Origin of the sequence: Marinithermofilum abyssi (assembly GCF_014641195.1) — a bacterium.
GTDB lineage: Bacteria > Bacillota > Bacilli > Thermoactinomycetales > DSM-45169 > Marinithermofilum > Marinithermofilum abyssi.
On record NZ_BMHQ01000005.1, the window covers coordinates 189,826 to 209,377 of the forward strand.

Consider the following 19,552-nt stretch of genomic DNA (forward strand, 5'->3'; position numbering starts at 1 on the left):
ATCACTACTCCCTTCAAGAGATGGTTACAGTTAATAGAATATTACAAAATCAATCACAACAAAGAGCGGAGATATTCAATGTTTTGTTTCAGCACGACACGGCTCGGCTGAACGTCGCTGAAATCTTCGAAGCAGAGGTAACCGTTGTATCCGACGGACTTCAAGTCCGCCAACACCCGCTTCCAATCCACGATTCCGTCGGCAAGCGAACACCAGGAGACATGCCACGACTTCCCGCCATCCCTCCGTACCCAGCAGGCATTTTTCACATGGACATGGGCAAGATATGGACCGAGCAATTCCATCCCCATCCGGTAAGCTTCATACCCTTCATGCACCATGTTTCCGGGATCCAACAAGACTCCGACGCGGTCGGGATCCAATCCGTCAACCAGGCGGTAAGCCAGACCGACACTGGGAGCGATTGTTCCGTGGTGGGTTTCCACCAATCCTTTCACTGCGTACTTCCCGGATAAGGCTTCCACACCTCGGAGATATTCCACCCCTTGGGAAAACAGTTCGTCATACTTCGCTCCCGGCCCATACCACGGAACACCCACACGGATTTGCCTGGCTCCCAGTTTTTTGGCCACCCGCATCACCCGCTCCGTCCCCTCCAGGTCGCCGGCGGTTAGATACGGAGTGACACCCACAACCGAAAGTCCTCTTTGACGGGTCCATTCACGAATCCGGCCAAGCTCCCAATCGGATGCGCTTTCACCGATGGAACAGCGGTTGTTTCCCCAAAAAGAAGGCGCTTCCTTCACCGCGCTTTCCGGAACATCCTTCATCCTCCATTCCACTCCGTCATAGCCGTATTCCTTCAGAGCGGCTACCAGCTCCTCTGGTGTCAGTTCCGGTGTCATGACGGTAAAGACGGAGAATTTCATCCAGCTCCCCCCGTTGTTTCGTTTTCTCTCCCCCGCTTGTTAAACCGCCTTATCTCTTTCAATCGCGGAGTCAACGCTACCCTTCTTCCTGGTCGCGAAGACGCTTCCGATACTGATCGGGGGTGATGCCTACCTGCTTTTTGAATACCCGGCTGAAATGGGCCGGGTGCTTAAACCCTGTGCGATAACTCATTTCCGTTACCGTAAGCTCCCGGTTTAGAAGAAAGGATACCTTGGCCTGGTTGATCCTCTGGTTCATGAGATAGTTCATAATGGTCACACCCGTCACTTCTTTGAACACCCTTGAAAGATAAAACTTGCTAAGATGTAGTTCTCCGGCGATGCGGTCAAGGTTCAGATCCTCGGAATAATGCCTTTCAATAAAAGAGATAACCTGCTGAACGATACCTTCCTTTTCGGTGGAACGGTCACTTCCCTCGTCAAGGATCAAATATTCTTCGTTGATTTCAATCAGCAACTGAAGAAACCAAACCAGATAACGCTGACTGGCCAACAGGTCCGGTGAATGATTGCACCGGGCCATTTCCCTTAACACGTCTTCAACGGTTTGTCGCCTCTTTTTTCCATACAGTTTGAACCGGTAGTTTTTCAAACGGCGAAAGGGGACTAACAAATCGATCATACCTGGTTGCCGGAGGAAATTTTCCACATAACGGGGATCGAAATGGATGATGGACCTGATATATTCCGCCGAGGGGTCCGGGTTTGCGCGGTGCAGAGTCATTCCGTGCATGATGATTAAATCTCCGGGGGATAAAGTATAAATTCTGTCGGCAATCAAATAGGTACAGCTTCCTCCGTGAAAATAATAGATTTCAAAGGCATCATGGGAATGAAACTCAAAATCTCTCGCCTCCATGGATCGATTCCTGTAAAACAGCTCAATCACCTGATTCCCCCCGTTATCCGTCCCAGTCACAAGTTCAACGCCGTCCTCTTTCCGCAACCAAAGGTAAATGAACCGGACGGCCCGTTTCGATCGACCGATAGATAGCCAGGATGATCTCCAGGGGCTTTCGTCCCTCCACTCCGTTAACCGATGGTTCCCGGTCCTCCCGAATCGCCCGTACCATATCGATGAATTGTTCCCGGTGGGACCGTCCCGGAATGGCTGCTGGATCGGAGGCCCCGGTTTCACCCGCCGGTTGACCAACCCTTGCCAGGTTTACGGGTCTCCCCCCTTCCTCCTTCGCCCGGAGATAGAAGTGGGTAAGTCGATCATTTTCAATGACTGCGGAACCTTCCGTTCCGAACAATTCTAGACGCGTGGTCAACCCTGGATAAGCGGAGGTCGTTCCCACGATCGATCCCACTCCGCCATTTTTAAACTTCACCGTGGCAACCGCGACATCTTCTACTTCAATTCTCTTGTGGGTTAAAGTCCCTCCCTGCGCGAAAATGCTTTCCACCGGACCCATAAGATACTGAAGCAGATCGATCGTGTGGATGGATTGGTTCATCAGGGATCCCCCGCCGTCCAGCTCCCAGGTCCCCCTCCATGCATCTTTGTCATAGTAGGCCTGGGGCCGATACCAATTCACCGCGGCTTCGGCCATTACCAGCCGTCCCAGGGAGCCCGCCGCGATTTCACGTTTCACTTTTTGAGTTGCATAATCGAATCGGTGTTGTGAAATGACCGAGAGTTTCTTGCGGGCCTTCCTGAATGCTTCAATCATGGCATCCGCTTTTTCCAGGGTGATGTCCATCGGTTTTTCCACGATCACGTGTTTTCCCACCCTAGCCGCGTCGATCGCCATCTCCGCATGTAAACCGCTCGGTGTGCAGATATTGACGATATCTACCTCTTCCCGTTTCAGCATATCACGATAATCCCGGTACCAGTCCACACCGTACATTTCCCCGAACTTCCGGGCCTTTTCCTCCGAAACATCGGCCACTGCCACCAGTCGGGCCCCTTCCATTTCACTGATTTCCTTCGCGTGTGTATGGCAGATGACACCGGCGCCGATAATCGCAAATCCCATCTCTTTCGCCATCGAATATTGTCCTCCTTATGAAATCAATACCATTCAATGGACGTTTTTTTTAGTAACTTTTTCAGTTCACGGGCAGCCACCCGAAACAGCTCCGGACCGCTGAATCCGTCAAACTTACCCGTCGTTGACAGATGAGGTTCCAGGGAAAGAAATCCCCGATAACCTCTGGAAGTGATCGCTCGCAATAAATCCTCCACTTCCCCGTCTCCCTGTCCCGCGGGAACCACCTTACCCCCTTCAAACAAGGCGTCTTTGATATGGATGCACTCAATATCATCCTTCAACAGCGGGTAGGCTTCACAAAACGGTTGCACCCCGCACTGTACAAAGTTGGCTGGATCAAACACGGCACGTAAATGGGGGGATGGACAGAAAGAGAGCAGGTCGTGACACCGCTTCCCTGTATCGCCGTAGATCTCTTTTTCATTTTCATGAAGCAAAACTACACCGGCCTCCCTGGCTTTCTCCTCCAGGATCCTCACCCTTTTCAGAACTTCGTCCCTGTGATCCTCCGGATTCTCCCCTGGCGGAATGAAAAACGAAAAAATCCGGATATAAGGGGTATCGAAACACTTTGCCACATGGATCGCCCGTTTAAACAACATTAGGTGCCTTTCAAAGTCCTCAGTGATTCCGATCTTGCCAATCGGAGTCGCAATCGAAGAGATTCGAAAATTGCGACCATAGATCCTGTTCTTTACGGTGGTTAATTCATTATGGTTTAACTCCAGTATATTTTTGTTCCAGATCCCCCGAAGCTCAATATGCCGGATCCCTTCCGACTCCAGCACGTCCAGTTGGGTCTTCAGGTCGGGGGAAATTTCGTCCGCCAGTGCAGACAAGATGACCATAGCGCGGAACCTCCCATAGTGGATTATCCCCATCGTACCCCAACCCGGAGCAAATATCTTTACCTGATTTGTTCCATCCACTGGAATATTTAACTCTGATTGCTCAACCCTTTCGTCTGCCGCTTGTTTAACCGATAGCGTCAAGATGCTTTTCTTGCCCGGTACAAGGGGTTTCTCCATCGGGAAATCCATGATAAACCCGCTAACGAAATGAAGTACCCGATTGTCAAGATCGGATCCCCTTGTTTCACCGTTCCCCTTAAAAATCCCTGTAAAATCTTCGGTTATGAAGCTCAGCAGATGTTATAATGTGACGTGGCGGAGAATTGCGCAACACTAACCATTTAATGGATTTTTTTCAGGATCCTTGTTTGTCCAAGTATCGTGGATCAGTTACAATGGTATCGATGGATACGAAGGAGGTCTAACCGCCATGAGTTCCAAGCAAATGGACTTCACCCAAAAAGAAAGAGAAACGTTAGTCATTAGTTTAAACGCCCGAGAGACAAAGATTTTGCAATCAATGGAAGATTATCTGCACCAGATTGCCAATGAAAAAAAAGCTTCCCGTGTGGAAAAAATGCTCCGCGGCATTTTTAATGATTGGCACGCCTTGCAAGAGACCCGTTCACTGAAAGAACGGTTGCACCGCACACTGGATTCTGATTCCCATATCAAAGCTGTTCCAAAGTAAGTTGCTCTTTTGATCATTCGGTGGAACTCACCTGCCCGGTGGTCCATACATAAACAGGCCTGTCCCTCTAACAGGGTCAGGCCTGTTTGTTTCCTCGTTCAAAGGACTGCCAATTTGTATGAAAACAGCGCATGAAATCCGTTACGATCGACATCACTTTTTGTCGTTCGTGATGATGGTTTTTTCTGTCGGTGGAATCTAGTATAATTCTCATAGTAGGGTGAAGGAGGAGAGCGGATGTTTTCAAAAATCAAGCGCTTTTTTGATCCCGATCCCACTTCGGCGACCAGGGGAAACGATCGGGATGAAGAACGAAAACAGCTGTTGACGGAGGTTTCACGGTTGCAAAAAGAGAATGCCGAACTATCCGAACAGCTGAAGCGCCTGTCTTCTCACGAGGATGTCCATCATCACATACATATCGAGTTTTTCTTGTACGATGCGAAAAATCACGATCAAACCTCCTATTCCGCAGAAGACATTCATCGTTTTCCCATGATGGGATTTACCTTTCATTTTCTCGACGAACAGTCACAAAAACACCGCCCGGAATGGCTGACCTATGTGTTGAAAGGGTTGGAGAACACCTTTGAGATGCTGAAAGTTCACACCCACCGGGTAGAAGAGCGAGAAGTCTACAGTCTATTTGTCGACCTGAAGCTGTATCCCCATATTGAGGTCAAAAAATGCATCTACCTGGTGTTTCAACAATTGTACCAATGGCAGCAACAACAGGCTGACCGGGTCTCGCTGCGGATCCATATCGGAGGCGATCATTTATACCAACAACTGTTGGAATCCCACGCGGAAACCGCATCATAAAAAAAGACTTCCCAAAAGGGAAGCGAGGTTAATGACAAACCCCAGCGAACCAAAAGGAATTCGGTCCGCTGGGGTGTTTGGTTTGGAAGAAAAATGAAATTTGTCGAGAAAACAAGAAGTCGCGACCCGTTTTCGAGCCCCTGCTCCTTCCGATGGCGAAGCAGGAACAAGGTGAAGTGGATAGAAATTTTTTTACTCTTACGAATAACAAAGCAGAATGGGAACCTACGTGAGCCCCTGATGGTCGTAATAAGGGAAGGGTGGAAACAGAATCCGCACGAAGGGATTGGTTCATTTGACAAAAGGTCGGGTTGTTTTTTTCGGTGTCACGGCGCTTTTAGTTGGTACGTTGGCTTATGTCGTTTGGACCTTTGCTCAGGGCTCAGGAAAACACGACAGTGCCCCCCTCCACGCGGGAAAATACGACCATGTCCCTCTCAACGAACGGTTAATTCATACCATACCGAAAGATAAACGTGATGACTTCAAAGGCGAGGACGCCAAAGATCTTCAGAAGCTGGATCAATTAACGTACCGGGACAGATTGCTCGTTCCTACCACCTTTTTTAATCCCGACTTTCTTAATGTGACACTGTGGCCGAATCCATCTAAAACTAGAACCCAGTTGATCATGGTATATGACAACCAACCAAATCCATATATTGATAATAAAATGGAGGATTTAGAGTATGGAAGAATCATAGTGGATAACTTCCCGAATAATGGTTATAAACCATACAGCAAACACACAAAGACGCTTACGATCGCCGGCAAACCTATCGAAGTCCACTGGGAACTTGAAGAGCCAAACGAAGAACATTTGGAACATAGAATCTATACTGCTCAATTTACCCATCAGGGGTTGAACTACTCGGTTACTATCAATGAACTTTACCTTCACTCGGATAAAAAAAAGGGTGAGCGAGAGTTCTTCCATATCCTCCGTTCCTTTAAACCTCTGCCACCTAATCGCTAACGATCCGTTGAAGACTTTCCTCAACCAACACCTACTCATCTATATTCACAATGTACAATGTTCCCTGGTGATGGTTTCCGTGTGAAACATTCAATCCTAATCTGTTGACCTACTACTTTGTCAACAGGCTCACTTCCCAAAAGGGAAGCTTTTTTTATTAAAAGGCGCCTTCAATATGATCCACGCGGATGGGAGTATCTTCTGAAGACAACAGCACCGAGATCACATCCAGCCGAAGGGGCAGATGGAAGAGCCGGCGGCTTTGGACATATTGCAACGCCAGCTTTCGCACCTGTTGCTGCTTTTGCATTCCGACCGATTGAAACCCATAGCCGAATCGTGATCCCCGAGTGGTGCGCACTTCTACGATCACCAGGCCGGCCTCACATTGGGCAATGATATCCAACTCTCCTAATCGGCTGGCCCAGTTGGTATCCAGGATATGCCATCCTTTGTTCTCCAAAAAGCGGCGGGCGATCTCCTCACCGATCCTACCTGTCTCTTTGCGCCGATCCAACGGCCGTCTTTCCCGGCCCTGTTGCCTTTTCACCTGCATCACCCCGTGGATTCCTGACTTTTCTCACCGTCCATAAGGGCGCGCACCGGCGCAAAGCTCTTCCGGTGCAAAGGGCAAGGGCCCCATTTGGCCAAGGCCGCCAAATGATCCGGCGTGCCATACCCCATATGCCGGTCAAACCCGTACTCTGGAAACTGCTGTGCCGCCTCCCGCATCCACTCATCCCGCGTCGTTTTGGCGATAATGGATGCTGCCGCGATGGAATGGCTGAGGGCATCCCCTTTGACGATGGGATGTTGCGCCATGGACAGCCCCGGCACCTGTACCGCATCCAGCAAAAGTATGTCCGGCGCCGGCTGAAGATCTGCCACTGCACGTCGCATCGCCTCATAGGTGGCTTGTAGTATATTGATGTGGTCAATCGTCACCGCGTCCACGATTCCCACTCCGACGGCTGTTGCCTCTTGTAAAATGCGCTCCCGAAGAGCCAGTCGTTCTTCTTCGGTCAGCTTTTTCGAGTCGTTCAGTCCGGAAGCATCAAAATCTTCCGGCAATATGACAGCAGAAGCGACAACAGGACCGGCAAGCGGACCGCGTCCCGCTTCATCCACTCCTGCAATCGCCTGAAATCCCTTTTGTCGGTATGTACGTTCAAACTGCCACATGGCTTCGATTCGGGCTGTTTCCCGACGCAGTCGTTCCTGTTGTCGCAAATAGCCCTGAGCCAGTTTTTGCACACCGGCCCGTTCGTCGCGGAGCAACGCCTGAATCCAGTCGTCGGTCACTCCAATTCCCTGGTTCAGGCGCTCCTTAATCTCACGTATCGTCCCCTTGACTTTCATGGGCTTCCTCCTCTTCATCCTGCTCCCAGTCTTCCGGCAGCTCCAAGGAAACCCTCCCGATCCGGCCGGAGCGGAGATCCCGCAACACCACTTCCGCCGCTTTTTCCAAGTCCAGTTCGCCGCCTTTGCGCATGCAGCCCCGGCGGCTGCCCACTTCTTCGAGCAGGGCTAATGGATCCGACTCGGCTGTCGGCTTCAGTTTATAACGCTCTTCCAGCAGGGAGCCATACCGACTAGCCAAGTATTCCAATAAAAACAAGGCCACTTCCTCCACTGGAAGGATATCCTCGCGGATAGCACCACTGACGGCCAAACGCAGACCTACCCGGCGGTCTTCAAACTTGGGCCACAGGATTCCCGGGGTATCCAGCAACTCCAACCCATTTCCAACCCGAATCCACTGTTGAGAGCGGGTTACGCCCGGACGGTCGCCGGTTTTGGCGGCACTTCTTCCCGCCAACCGGTTAATGAGTGCAGATTTGCCCACGTTGGGCACCCCCAGCACCATCGCCCGGATCCGGCGACGCCGAATCCCTTTCTTCTCCATGTCTTCAAACTTATCCTTCATCAGATCCTGGCTGACCGCAGTGATCTTTTTGATTCCTTTTCCCGACAAGGTATCGATGGGAAGCACCTGGATATCGTTGGCACGGAAATGCTCGCTCCATGCCCGGGTCGCTTCCGGATCTGCCAGATCGCTTTTGGTAAGCAAAATGACGCGCGGCTTGCGACGCACCAGCTCATCAATCATCGGATTGCGGCTGGACAAAGGTAAACGGGCATCGAGCAACTCGAATACCATATCCACTTGCTTCAGCTTTTCCTCTACCTGTCGGCGTGCTTTGGCCATATGGCCGGGAAACCATTGAATCGCCATGATTTTCACCTGCTTCGACTGCTACCACAAAAACGAAAAGTCACTGAGCGGCCAGAAGATGACATCGGCCCGGCCGACTACCTGGTCCATCGACACCGGTCCGAACTCCCGGCTGTCGCTGCTGTTCATCCGATTATCCCCCATGACAAAAATATGCCCGGGGGGAACCTCAACCGGACCGAAGTCCGCCGTCCGGTTTCCCTCATCCACGTAGGGCTCGTCGATACTCCTTCCGTCCACTCGCACTATGTTGTTCTGCGCAGATACGACTTGTCCGGGCAAAGCGATCACACGCTTGATGTAATCTTTTTTCGACGTGGCGTGAAAAACCACAATCTCACCTTTTTCCGGTGCGCGAAACTGATAGATCAACTTGTTGACGATGACCAAATCGCCGTCATGCAAGGTGGACAACATCGAGGGACCCGAAACGCTGAAGGGCTCAAACACAAAATAGCGAATAACCATTGCCAGTACGATCGCAATGGCCAGCGCCTGAACCCATTCCCACGCTTCGTTCCGGTCCCGCCTGCGACGTCGTCCGTGTCTGGCGGAACGGGGGATGAACTCGCTCATGAAGCTCCTCCTGACTATCGCAATACCAACACCACAATGGAGAGTTTTCAGAAAGAAAGCGACAAAAGGGCTTGTTTCCCAAGCCCTTGAAAGTCTTACCGATGGATTTCTTTAATTCGAGCGGCTTTCCCGCGCAGTTTGCGGAGATAGTACAGTTTGGCACGGCGCACTTTCCCGCGGCGCACCACCTCGATCTTGTCGATCCGGGGGGAATGCAGCGGGAAGGTACGTTCCACACCGACACCGTAGGACATTTTCCGAACGGTGAAGGTCTCGGAAATGCCACCGCCGCGACGTTGGATTACCACGCCCTCAAATACCTGAATCCGCTCACGCTGACCTTCCACAACTTTCACATGAACACGCACAGTGTCCCCCGCACGAAACTCGGGAATGTCATTGCGCAGTTGTTCTTGGGTGATTTCACGTACTACCGGATGCATAGCGTTCTCCTCCTTTCCTAGCTATATTCATTTATCCGCATGATTTCAATTCCCTCGAGCCCATCGAGCACAAAAAACATTGTAACACATGCCCGAAGTGAAAACAATCAGCGGTCAAGCCCCCTCGCCTGTTTCTCCAGTTCCTGCAAAAACGCTCGGTCCTTCGGGGTGAGGGAAGCGGTCTTCAGGAGATCCGGACGGCGCTCCCAGGTACGGCGAAGAGATTCCTTACGACGCCATTCTTCGATCTGTTGATGGTGTCCCGACAGGAGAACATCCGGAACTTTCATCCCGCGAAACTCCGCCGGGCGGGTGTATTGCGGATACTCCAACAACCCCGTGGCAAAGGAGTCATCCTCAGCAGACGTTTGATTCCCCAGCACGCCGGGAATCAAACGGATCACACTGTCCATCACCACCATTGCCGGCAGCTCGCCGCCCGTCAGCACATAATCCCCAATGGAGATTTCTTCATCCACCAGATGCTGACGGACACGTTCGTCAAACCCTTCATAGTGGCCGCACATCAGTATGATCCGGGGATGCTTGGCCAATTGCTCCGCTTTTTGCTGAGTCAAGGTAGTTCCCTGGGGGCTCATCAACACCACGGGCGGCCGCTCCGTTTCACCGCCGACGAGATCCTCTACGGCACGAAACAACGGTTCCGGTTTGAGCACCATGCCGCCGCCGCCCCCGTAAGGCATGTCGTCTACCGTGCGGTGCTTATCGGTGCTGTATTTCCGGAAATTGACGATATGAGCTTCGACCAATCCCCGGTCAATCGCCCGCTTCATGATGCTGGAGGAAAGAAACCCCTCAAACATCTCTGGAAACAATGTCAGAACGTCGAAACGCATGGTCTCACCTCAGCTATCCAGCCCCTCCATCCACTGGATCACCACGTGTTTGGCATCCACATCGACTTCTTTCACAACATCATCGATGTAGGGGATGAGGAGCTCACGGCCGCCTTTTTCCGGGCGAACCACCCAGACATCATTGGCTCCCGTTTCCAGGACATCGGTGATTTTACCGAGGCTTCGACCTTCTGTGGTGACGACCTCACAACCGATGATTTCAAAGAAATAATATTCCCCTTCTTCACTTTCCACGGTGTCCGAGCGGTCCACCACCAACTGGCCTCCTTTGTAAGGCTCTGCTTGGTTGATGTTATCCCACTCCCGGAACTTGAGAAGCAACCCTTTTTTATGATTGCGGCAGTGTTCCACCGTCAGCGGAATCGGCTCGTTTAAGCCGGGATGCCTTAAAAGAAGCCTGGCACCGGGGGCAAAACGAATCTCGGGAAAATCGGTCCGGGGGGTGACCCGAACCTCCCCGCGAATTCCGTGGGTATTGTTGATGTCTGCTACGATCAACCAGTCCGGTTCACGCAAGCCCCCGTCCTCCTTTCCGCAAATCAGGGACCGCGCCCGTTCAGGAAACAATCTCCACCACGACCCGTTGCTTTTCCTTTACCGCCGCGGCTCCCACCACCGTACGGAGCGCTTTGGCGATTCGGCCTTGTTTGCCGATCACTTTGCCCATATCCTCCGGTGCGACGGAGAGCTCAAACACGATGGCTTGATCCCCGGCCCGCTCGCGGACGCGAACCTGTTCCGGGTGATCCACCAGTGCTTTGGCGATCACTTCGATCAGTTCCTTCACAACCAGTCCCCCTTACGCCTGAGGGGAATCAGGCAGGGTTTTATTTCTGGTTTTTCATTTCGTGCAGTTTCTTCATGATCCCTTCTTTACGGAACAGGTTACGGACGGTATCCGACGGTTGAGCGCCGGTGTTCAGCCATTTCAGGGCCTTGTCTTCGTCGATTTTCACCTGAGCCGGTTGGGTCAACGGGTTGTAGTACCCGATTTCTTCGATAAAACGACCGTCACGGGGTGCGCGGGAATCCGCCACGACCACGCGGTAGAAAGGCGCTTTTTTGGCACCCATGCGCTTCAGACGAATTTTTACTGCCATTTGCTTTCACCTCCCTATCAGGATGAACATCTTATCTATTGCATAAACGGAAAACGAAATCCGCGACGCTTTTTCTTGCCGCCCTTGGACATGGCAGAAAACTTTTTCATCATCTTCTTCATGTCCGTAAACTGCTTGATCAGGCGGTTGACGTCCTGAACCGTCGTCCCGCTTCCCGCCGCAATCCGCTTTCTGCGGCTGGCGTTAATGATTTCAGGCTGCTGTTTTTCCTCCCTGGTCATGGAGCGGATGATCGCTTCCACTTTGGTCAGCTGCTTTTCATCCACTTGCAGGTTTTTCATTCCTTTCATCTGCCCCATGCCCGGCATCATGCCGAGGAGTTCATCCAGCGGCCCCATGTTGCGCACCTGTTCCAGCTGATCCAGAAAATCATCAAAGGTAAACTGCTGGGTGCGTATTTTCTTTTCCAGGGCCCGCGCCTTTTCTTCATCCACGTTGGCCTGGGCCTTCTCGATCAGGGTGAGCACATCACCCATGCCGAGAATCCGGGAAGCCATCCGGTCCGGATGGAACGGCTCCAGCGCATCTACTTTCTCGCCCATCCCGGCAAACTTCACCGGACGGTCGGTGACCGCTTTGACGGAGAGTGCTGCACCACCACGGGTATCGCCGTCCAGCTTGGTCAGCACGACACCGGTCAGCTCCAGCTCCCGATTGAAGCTCTCCGCCACATTGACGGCATCCTGACCCGTCATAGCATCTACCACCAACAGAATTTCATCGGGTTTCACCTTTTCACGGATCGCCTTCAACTCGTCCATCATGTTCTCATCGATATGAAGGCGTCCGGCAGTGTCGATCAAAACCACATCGTGGCCTTCCTCTTTGGCGCGGGCAACCCCTTCTTCGGCGATCCGAACAGGGTTTTCTTTATCCCCTAGGGAGAAAACCGGCAACCCGATCTGCTCACCCAACACTTCCAACTGCCGGATCGCTGCCGGGCGGTATACGTCCGCCGCTACCAACAGCGGACGGCGGTTTTGCTTTTTACTGAGATAATGCGCCAGCTTCCCGGTGGTGGTCGTTTTACCGGCCCCTTGCAGACCCACCATCATGATGACGGAAGGCTTAGACTTGAGCTCCAGTTTGCTCTGCTCGCCGCCCATCAGCCGGGTCAACTCTTCATTGACCACCTTGATTACTTGCTGACCGGGAGTTAAGCTTTTCAGCACTTCCTGTCCGACGGCCCGCTCCCGCACTTTGGCGATAAAATCCTTCACCACTTTGTAGTTGACGTCAGCCTCCAGGAGTGCGAGACGCACTTCGCGCATCGCTTCTTTTACATCCGCTTCGCTCACTTTGCCTTTGCCGCGCAATTTCTGCAAGGCAGATTGGAGCCTTTCGGACAAACCTTCAAATGCCATCGTGCCGCCTCCCTTGGAGTGTTTTCGTGCCGCCGGTCAATCCAGATCCATCAGCCCATCCAGCAATGTTTGGACATCTTTTGCTACTGTTGTTCCGTCCACTTTGGCTGCGATTTGTTCGGCGATCTCTTGCCGGCGCCGATGTTTCTCCACTAAATGGAGTCGGTTCTCCAGGTCTTCCAAAGCGGTTTGCGCCCGTTTGACAGCTTCAAACACGGCTTGGCGGGAGATCCCGAAATGTTCGGCGATCTCACCCAATGACCAGTCTTCGTGATAATACAGCTCCATCATCATCCGCTGTTTATCGGTCAAAAGCGGAGCATAAAAGTCATAGAGCAAATTGACGCGTGTCGTCTTGTCCAGCACTCGGGCCACCTCGCAAACAGGCGTCAAGGAAAACCGCTTTACACAATGAGTATCATATCGGATCGCGGAGTCAGTGTCAAGGGATTTACCTTGAAAGGGTCAAATTCGAAAAAGTCGCTGCAGAACACAAGCTCTCGTTTGCAGCATACTCTCCAGTCTGTGTACAGAAAAAGAATGCACGGCCTTTGAAGGACGTACACCGGCCGGCACCTGTGTCCATCACTTCACTCTTCCGCTTTCTCGATCTCCTGCTGGAACAGGGCATGGATATACTGGTCCGGGTCGAACTCCTGCAGGTCGTCCACTTTTTCACCCAGACCGACCCATTTCACCGGCAAGCCCAGCTCGTGCCGGATCGCGATGACGATTCCACCCTTGGCTGTACCGTCCAACTTGGTGAGGACGATCCCGCTCACATCCACCGCTTCACTGAAAATCTTGGCTTGCTGCAAGGCATTTTGCCCGGTGGTGGCGTCCAGCACGAGCAAAGTTTCATGGGGGGCATCCGGTATCTCCCGCTTCACAACCCGATGCACCTTCTTCAGCTCTTCCATCAGGTTCACTTTATTTTGCAGGCGGCCGGCGGTATCGCACAGCAAAATATCAGCCCCGCGGGCACGGGCGGCCTGGATGCCGTCGAAAACCACCGCCGCAGGATCGGAACCTGCCTGATGCCGGATCACATCGACACCGACGCGCTCTCCCCACACTTCCAACTGCTCGATGGCACCGGCCCGGAAGGTATCCCCGGCAGCCAGGATCACTTTTTTCCCTTCCCGTTTATACTTATTGGCCAGCTTGCCGATGGTAGTGGTTTTGCCCACCCCGTTTACCCCGACAAAGAGAATCACGGTCAGGCCTTCGGCTTGGATGTTCATCCCCTGCTGTCCATCTTCCCCGCGCAGTAGGTCCGCCAGGATTTCAGAGAGGATCGGCTGCAACTCCGCCGGTTCCTTCACTTTGCGTTCTTTCACTTCCCGCCGCAAGCGGTCCACGATCTCCAGCGTGGTGTTTACTCCGACATCGGCGCCGATCAGGATGTCCTCCAGTTCTTCATACATCTCTTCGTCGATCTTGCTGCGGTTGAGGACGCTTCCCACCGCGCCCACCAACGAAGAGCTGGTCTTGCTCAATCCGGAAACAAATTTTTGCGTCACCGAACCCGTCGTTTGGGATACTTTTTCTTTCAGCCGTTTAAAAAAGCTCATCGCTCGTCCTCCTTTACTCCCGTGCCGCTGCCGCTTCCTTTTGCTCCTCGTAGTCTTCCAGTTTTACGGAAACGATTTTGGACACGCCCGCTTCCTGCATCGTCACCCCGTACAAGACATCGGCACCTTCCATGGTCCGCTTGCGGTGAGTGATGATAATAAACTGCGTGTTTTGGGAAAACTCCCGCAGATACCGGGTAAAGCGGGTCAGGTTGGCTTCGTCCAATGCAGCGTCCACCTCGTCCAACACGCAAAAAGGAACCGGCTTGTACCGCAGGACGGCAAACAGCAGGGCAATGGCGGCCAATGCCCGCTCTCCGCCTGAGAGGAGACCCAGGTTTTGCAGTTTTTTCCCCGGCGGCTGCGCCACGATCTCAATGCCGGTGTTCAGCAGATTTTCCGGCTCCGTCAAGCGGAGGTCCGCACGTCCTCCCCCAAACATTTTAACAAAAACATCCTGAAATTCCGCGCGGATCGCATCAAAGGTTTCCTGGAAACGGCGGGACATCTCCGATTCAATGGTGTGGATCACGTCAAAGAGGGATTCTTTGGCTTCCACCAAATCATCCCGTTGACCTTTGAGGAAGTCCAGACGTCCGTTCAGCCGCTCAAACTCTTCGATCGCGCCGAGGTTCACCTCGCCCAGTGCGGCGATCCGGCTTTTGAGCGACCGCACTTCCCGTTCCGCCTCTTTGGCATCCGCCGGTTTTTCATATCGTTCCCGGGCTAGTTCAAAGCTGATTTCGTACTCCTCCGCCAGCTTCTCCAACAAGTGGTTCAGCTCCACATCCATCCGGTTGACCTGCACTTCCTGCTGATGAATGGTTTCTTCTTGCTTGCGAAGGTGTTGCTGCGCTTCACGCCAATGCTTCTCTTTCTCGCTCCGTTCCGCCTGCAACTGATCCCGGCCTTGCTTGGCCTGTTGCAGCTGTTCCAGTATCCGGGCCTTTTCCTCCCGCAGACGATGCGCCGATTCAGCCAGACGTTCCGTTTCCTTATCGTTGTCCGCCACGCCAGTTTCCAACTGGGCAAGTTGTTCCCGGGTCTCTTCAATCTGCCGGTTGATACGGTCCAGCTCTTTTTGCAAGCGGCGGCAATCCGCTTCAAGATGATCCCGCTCCTGATTCAAACGGGCCGCCTCGATTTTCCAGTCGGTAATCACCCGGTGAGCGGCATCCTTTTCGGTAGCCTGCTGTTCCAACTCTTCCTGGGAAGCGGCGATCTGCGCCTCGACCTCTCGCTGTTCTTCCCGAACGCGGGCCAGCCGATTCGCCAGCTCCGCCCGCTTCTCATCGGTTCGCTCTCCCTCTTGAAACAAGGTTTCCAGATCGCTCCGCACCGATTCCAACTGCGCCTCGATAGAACGTTTCTCCGCAGCCAGCTCCCGTTCGCTGCCTTTCAGCTCCTGTTGCCGAAGGCGAAGCTCTTCCCCCTTCTTGCGCAGAGCCTCCAGCTGATTCTCCAACTGCCCCATTTCCTTCGACTGCTTTTCCATTGCAGCACGGGCCCGCTGGAACTCTTGTTCCGCTTCGGCAATCTGCTGATCCAACTCGTCCACTTGACGGGAACGTCCCAACAGATTGGATTTCGATTTTTGGCGGCTTCCGCCGGACATTGAGCCGCCGGGATTGACGACATCCCCGTCCAAGGTGACAATGCGAAAACGGTACCCCACCCTGCGGGCAATCCGGTTGGCATCCTCCAGGGTTCGGGAAACGATCACCTGACCCAGCAGGCTTTGCACCACCTTGCGGTAGCGCTCTTCGGTTTTCACGAGATCCGCCGCAATCCCGACAAACCCCTCCGCCGATGCCAGTTTGTCTCGCTCGGAAGCGGGAATGAATCGGCCTTGGATGACATCCAGCGGCAAAAACGTGGCTCGCCCGGCCCGCGATTCTTTCAAAAAGCGGATCCCGCGGCGGCCGGTTTCTTCATCTTCCACCACCAAATGCTGCATCGCTCCGCCTAATGCGGTTTCCATCGCCGCTTCAAATTCCGCCGGCACCTGAATCAGTTGAGCCACCGCGCCGTGAATGCCCTTCAACTGGGGATTTCCGCGGTCCCGTGCCTTGAGGACCTCTTTCACCCCTTGCAAAAAACCGGCGTGATCCGCCTCCATATCTTTCACAATTTCCCGGCGGGACCGAAGCGCATCCAAGCGCTGCTCCGCCTGCCGCAATTCCCTGGAAAGGGCAGCCGATTTCTGTTCCAGCTGCTGTCGCCGCGCCTCGCTCTCCATATACGATTGGATGCTTTTTTGCAGCGCTGTTTCCACTTCGTCTCTTTTTTTGATCAAATCATCCATCTTGTGAGTAAGGACGCGTTCTTTCCGTTCCAGGTCCCCTTCCTTTTCCGTCAGCACTTCCTCCCGATCTGTACGGAGCTCCTGCTGCTCGGCAAGGTGGCGCTCTTCGCTTTTCAGGGCCGTTTCTTCATTGATCAAGGCTTGCAGACGCTGTTTCAACTCATCGAGACTGCCGCTCTCGGCGGCACCCGCCTCGGCCAGTTTCGCTTCTGCCTCCTGCAGCTGGGATTCCACCTCGCTCAAGCGCTTCTTCGTTTCTTCCCATTGCTGTAACTGACGGGTATGCTCTGCTTCTACCCGCTCTTTCTCCCCTTGTAGTTCTTCCAGTTGGCGCCGGGTCTGCTCCCGGGATTCGGTACGGTTTTTCGCCCGTTCCAGCAACACTTCCCGCTGCCCTTCCGCTTTCTCCAGCTCTTCGCTGACCTGGAGCAAAACTACCTGCAGGCGTTCCAACTCTTGTTCCTGATGTTTGATCCGGGCTTGAAGTTCTTCCAACAGCTTTTCCCGTTGTTGAACTTCTTCCGTCCAGTGTTCCCGTTCCCCGGAAAGTCCTTTCAACTGTTCCGTCGCTTCCTGCCATGCCTGGTGCAAGGATTCAATCCGATGGACATACAGCCCGACTTCCGTACGGGATAAGTCTTCTTTCAATTGTTTGTACTTCTCCGCTTTTTCCGCTTGTTCCGCCAGCGGTTCCACCTGCGTTTCCAGCTCGCTGATCAAATCATAAATACGGGATAAGTTCTGATCGGTGGTATCCAGCTTCTTTTCCGCTTCCCGCTTGCGGGTTTTGTATTTTACTATCCCTGCCGCTTCTTCAAAGATCGCCCGGCGGTCTTCAGACTTCGTGCTCAGAATCTCGTCAATCCGCCCTTGTCCAATCATCGAGTAGGCTTCTTTCCCGATCCCCGTATCCATAAAAAGCTCCGTGATATCTTTGAGGCGGCAAGCCTGTTTGTTTATGTAATACTCGCTCTCCCCGGACCGGTATACCCGACGTGTCACGGTAACTTCCGAATAATCCAGGTTCAAGCGCTGGTCAGTATTGTCAAACGTAATGGAAACTTCACAGTAACCCACCGGCTTGCGGGAGTCGCTCCCGGAAAAAATCACGTCCTGCATGCTGGCTCCCCGCAAGGACTTGGCACTTTGTTCCCCCAGTACCCAGCGGATTCCGTCGGTGACATTACTCTTACCGCTACCGTTGGGGCCCACCACAGCCGTTACCCCTGGAACGATCTCCAACTCGGTCCGGTTGGCAAAGGATTTAAATCCGTTCAGTTCCAACCGTTTGAGATGCATCCTGCTTCCCTCCTTTCAATCCAGCCGTAAAAGGCAATAAATAATTTTAACATAGTTGCAATCCATTGAGAGGAAACATTTCCCCCTATGAAAAAGGAAATCCTGTGAACAAATTGTATCCTTTCATCGATCCCGACTCCTCTTGATCTCTCGTCAAAGAAAAAACGGGACCCTATTCCCGTCATCCATTTAAAATTACAACACTCGTTTGCCAGGCGGCACCTCACGGTCAGGCTGGATCAATGCCACTTCCCCGCCCTCCAGCATGACTCCCAGCACCAGCACGTCCGACATGAAGTCGGCGATTTGACGGGGCGGAAAGTTGGTTACTGCCAACACCTGCTTTCCTGGCAGCTCTTCCAGTGAATACAGCTTGGTAATCTGTGCACTGCTCTTTTTCACACCGTACTCCCCAAAGTCGATCCACAGTTTAAACGCCGGTTTCCGTGCTTTGGGGAACGCCTCGGCATGGATCACTTTTCCAGCGCGGATTTCCAGCTTTGCAAAGTCTTCATAGTCAGCTTGGGACATTCGAACCTCTCCTTTCAGACACATCCTAGAGATCGTCGTCAAAAGTGACGTCTTGTAATTACCCCAAGGGGCACTTCCTTCGGGCGCCGGGGGATTTTTGGGTAGTTAGCGCCCTCAGTCCGTTTCTGTTTCAGGCACTACCTCTATAAAAACCATTCAATGGACGGTACTCCTATGCTTTACCGTTTTCTTCTTCCCCCGGTCATATCCCTGTAGTCAACAAAAAAACCACCGGCAGGCGCCGATGGTTGTCAGGTGTTCCGTTTTTGAAACTGTTGCAGCCCTTCGGCGGCTGCCCGTTGTTCCGCTTCTTTTTTGCTGCGGCCGGAGCCCCGCCCCAGTTTGCGTCCGTTGAGCCAGACTTCCGCTACGAATTGACGGTCGTGTGCGGGCCCCTGGACATCCACGATCTGATACTCCAAGCTGCCAAGCCGTTCTTGCTGCACCACTTCCTGCAGCTGGCTCTTGGCATCGGTGGCCTGTGCCAACCATTCGTCATCGATACGAGGGAAGATGACCGATTGCAAAAACCCTTTGACTCCGTCCAATCCTTTTTCGAGGTACAAAGCGCCGATAAAAGCTTCAAACACATCGGCCAACAGGGCGGGCCGGTTTCTGCCCCCGGTCAACTCCTCTCCTTTTCCAAGACGAACATGCTTGCCAAAATCCAATTCTTTTGCAAATGCGGCCAGGGAGGGCTCACACACCACCCTGGCACGCATTCGCGTCAAATCCCCTTCATTCAGCTGAGGGTATCGGTGGAACAAAAACTCGGAAACCGTCAACTCCAACACAGCGTCCCCCAAAAACTCCAACCGTTCGTTGTCCTCTTGGGAACGATCGCCCTTTTTTTCGTGCGCATACGAGGTATGGGTGAATGCTTGTAAATAGAGTTTCTCGTTTTCCAACGCGAGGCCGATCTTCTCTCCCAGTTCGGCCAGGTTCATCCGCTTTCACCACCTGCTTATTGGGCC

The 19,552-nt window shown here is 52.9% G+C and carries 22 protein-coding genes; 3 read left to right on the forward strand and 19 right to left on the reverse strand.

Annotated features, from left to right (window positions below):
• Positions 1–53 precede the first annotated feature (53 nt).
• The 4 genes from IEW70_RS08570 to IEW70_RS08585 form a co-directional block, all read right to left on the reverse strand.
• Complete coding sequence (locus IEW70_RS08570) at positions 54–890, reverse strand: sugar phosphate isomerase/epimerase family protein (RefSeq protein ID WP_188647504.1); 837 nt, start codon at positions 888–890, stop codon at positions 54–56.
• A 76-nt stretch (positions 891–966) separates the two neighbouring features.
• Entirely contained in the window at positions 967–1,800 is an 834-nt protein-coding gene (locus IEW70_RS08575) for a helix-turn-helix transcriptional regulator (protein ID WP_229751897.1), read from the reverse strand.
• 34 nt (positions 1,801–1,834) lie between these two features.
• Complete coding sequence (locus IEW70_RS08580) at positions 1,835–2,908, reverse strand: Gfo/Idh/MocA family protein (RefSeq protein WP_229751898.1); 1,074 nt, start codon at positions 2,906–2,908, stop codon at positions 1,835–1,837.
• Between the two features lie 23 nt (positions 2,909–2,931).
• A complete protein-coding gene (locus IEW70_RS08585) occupies positions 2,932–3,759 on the reverse strand; it encodes a sugar phosphate isomerase/epimerase family protein (RefSeq protein ID WP_188647505.1) in 828 nt (275 codons plus the stop codon).
• Between the two features lie 433 nt (positions 3,760–4,192).
• On the opposite strand from IEW70_RS08585, the gene IEW70_RS08590 reads away from it, so the two are divergent.
• From IEW70_RS08590 to IEW70_RS08600, 3 genes are all read left to right on the forward strand, one after another.
• Complete coding sequence (locus tag IEW70_RS08590; protein ID WP_188647506.1) at positions 4,193–4,453, forward strand: hypothetical protein; 261 nt, start codon at positions 4,193–4,195, stop codon at positions 4,451–4,453.
• A 237-nt stretch (positions 4,454–4,690) separates the two neighbouring features.
• Positions 4,691–5,275 (forward strand): hypothetical protein, encoded by a 585-nt coding sequence (locus IEW70_RS08595; RefSeq protein WP_188647507.1) that lies wholly within the window; start codon positions 4,691–4,693, stop codon positions 5,273–5,275.
• A gap of 295 nt (positions 5,276–5,570) precedes the next feature.
• Entirely contained in the window at positions 5,571–6,251 is a 681-nt protein-coding gene (locus tag IEW70_RS08600) for a hypothetical protein (RefSeq protein WP_188647508.1), read from the forward strand.
• Between the two features lie 157 nt (positions 6,252–6,408).
• Here IEW70_RS08600 and IEW70_RS08605 read toward each other — a convergent pair whose 3' ends face one another.
• The 15 genes from IEW70_RS08605 to rnc form a co-directional block, all read right to left on the reverse strand.
• Positions 6,409–6,801, reverse strand: coding sequence for a YraN family protein (locus IEW70_RS08605; RefSeq protein ID WP_188647509.1), 393 nt, complete (start codon positions 6,799–6,801; stop codon positions 6,409–6,411).
• Positions 6,802–6,806: 5 nt separating this feature from the next.
• The gene (gene rnhB, locus IEW70_RS08610) at positions 6,807–7,610 is read right to left on the reverse strand and encodes a ribonuclease HII (protein WP_188647510.1); all 804 of its coding nucleotides are present in this window, start codon (positions 7,608–7,610) and stop codon (positions 6,807–6,809) included.
• Positions 7,585–8,487 carry a ribosome biogenesis GTPase YlqF gene (gene ylqF, locus IEW70_RS08615; protein WP_188647511.1) on the reverse strand — a complete coding sequence of 301 codons (903 nt, stop codon included), beginning with the start codon at positions 8,485–8,487 and terminating at the stop codon, positions 7,585–7,587. Before ylqF ends, rnhB begins: the two co-directional genes overlap by 26 nt.
• A 21-nt stretch (positions 8,488–8,508) precedes the next feature.
• The gene (lepB, locus tag IEW70_RS08620) at positions 8,509–9,063 is read right to left on the reverse strand and encodes a signal peptidase I (RefSeq protein ID WP_188647512.1); all 555 of its coding nucleotides are present in this window, start codon (positions 9,061–9,063) and stop codon (positions 8,509–8,511) included.
• 95 nt (positions 9,064–9,158) lie between these two features.
• Positions 9,159–9,506 (reverse strand): 50S ribosomal protein L19, encoded by a 348-nt coding sequence (gene rplS, locus IEW70_RS08625; RefSeq protein WP_188647513.1) that lies wholly within the window; start codon positions 9,504–9,506, stop codon positions 9,159–9,161.
• Between the two features lie 107 nt (positions 9,507–9,613).
• Entirely contained in the window at positions 9,614–10,363 is a 750-nt protein-coding gene (gene trmD, locus IEW70_RS08630; protein ID WP_188647514.1) for a tRNA (guanosine(37)-N1)-methyltransferase TrmD, read from the reverse strand.
• Between the two features lie 9 nt (positions 10,364–10,372).
• Positions 10,373–10,900, reverse strand: a complete 528-nt coding sequence (gene rimM, locus IEW70_RS08635; RefSeq protein ID WP_188647515.1) for a ribosome maturation factor RimM — start codon at positions 10,898–10,900, stop codon at positions 10,373–10,375.
• A 40-nt stretch (positions 10,901–10,940) separates the two neighbouring features.
• The gene (locus IEW70_RS08640) at positions 10,941–11,171 is read right to left on the reverse strand and encodes a KH domain-containing protein (RefSeq protein WP_188647516.1); all 231 of its coding nucleotides are present in this window, start codon (positions 11,169–11,171) and stop codon (positions 10,941–10,943) included.
• 40 nt (positions 11,172–11,211) lie between these two features.
• Positions 11,212–11,484: a 30S ribosomal protein S16 gene (rpsP, locus tag IEW70_RS08645; RefSeq protein WP_188647517.1), complete on the reverse strand. Its 273-nt coding sequence runs from the start codon at positions 11,482–11,484 to the stop codon at positions 11,212–11,214.
• Positions 11,485–11,519: 35 nt separating this feature from the next.
• Positions 11,520–12,869 (reverse strand): signal recognition particle protein, encoded by a 1,350-nt coding sequence (ffh, locus tag IEW70_RS08650; RefSeq protein ID WP_188647518.1) that lies wholly within the window; start codon positions 12,867–12,869, stop codon positions 11,520–11,522.
• Between the two features lie 36 nt (positions 12,870–12,905).
• Entirely contained in the window at positions 12,906–13,235 is a 330-nt protein-coding gene (locus tag IEW70_RS08655) for a putative DNA-binding protein (RefSeq protein WP_188647519.1), read from the reverse strand.
• 224 nt (positions 13,236–13,459) lie between these two features.
• Positions 13,460–14,443, reverse strand: a complete 984-nt coding sequence (gene ftsY, locus IEW70_RS08660) for a signal recognition particle-docking protein FtsY (protein WP_188647520.1) — start codon at positions 14,441–14,443, stop codon at positions 13,460–13,462.
• 13 nt (positions 14,444–14,456) lie between these two features.
• Complete coding sequence (gene smc, locus IEW70_RS08665; protein WP_188647521.1) at positions 14,457–18,047, reverse strand: chromosome segregation protein SMC; 3,591 nt, start codon at positions 18,045–18,047, stop codon at positions 14,457–14,459.
• A 195-nt stretch (positions 18,048–18,242) separates the two neighbouring features.
• Positions 18,243–18,578, reverse strand: a complete 336-nt coding sequence (locus IEW70_RS08670) for a tRNA-binding protein (protein WP_188647522.1) — start codon at positions 18,576–18,578, stop codon at positions 18,243–18,245.
• Between the two features lie 251 nt (positions 18,579–18,829).
• A complete protein-coding gene (gene rnc / locus IEW70_RS08675; RefSeq protein WP_188647523.1) occupies positions 18,830–19,525 on the reverse strand; it encodes a ribonuclease III in 696 nt (231 codons plus the stop codon).
• Positions 19,526–19,552 lie beyond the last annotated feature (27 nt).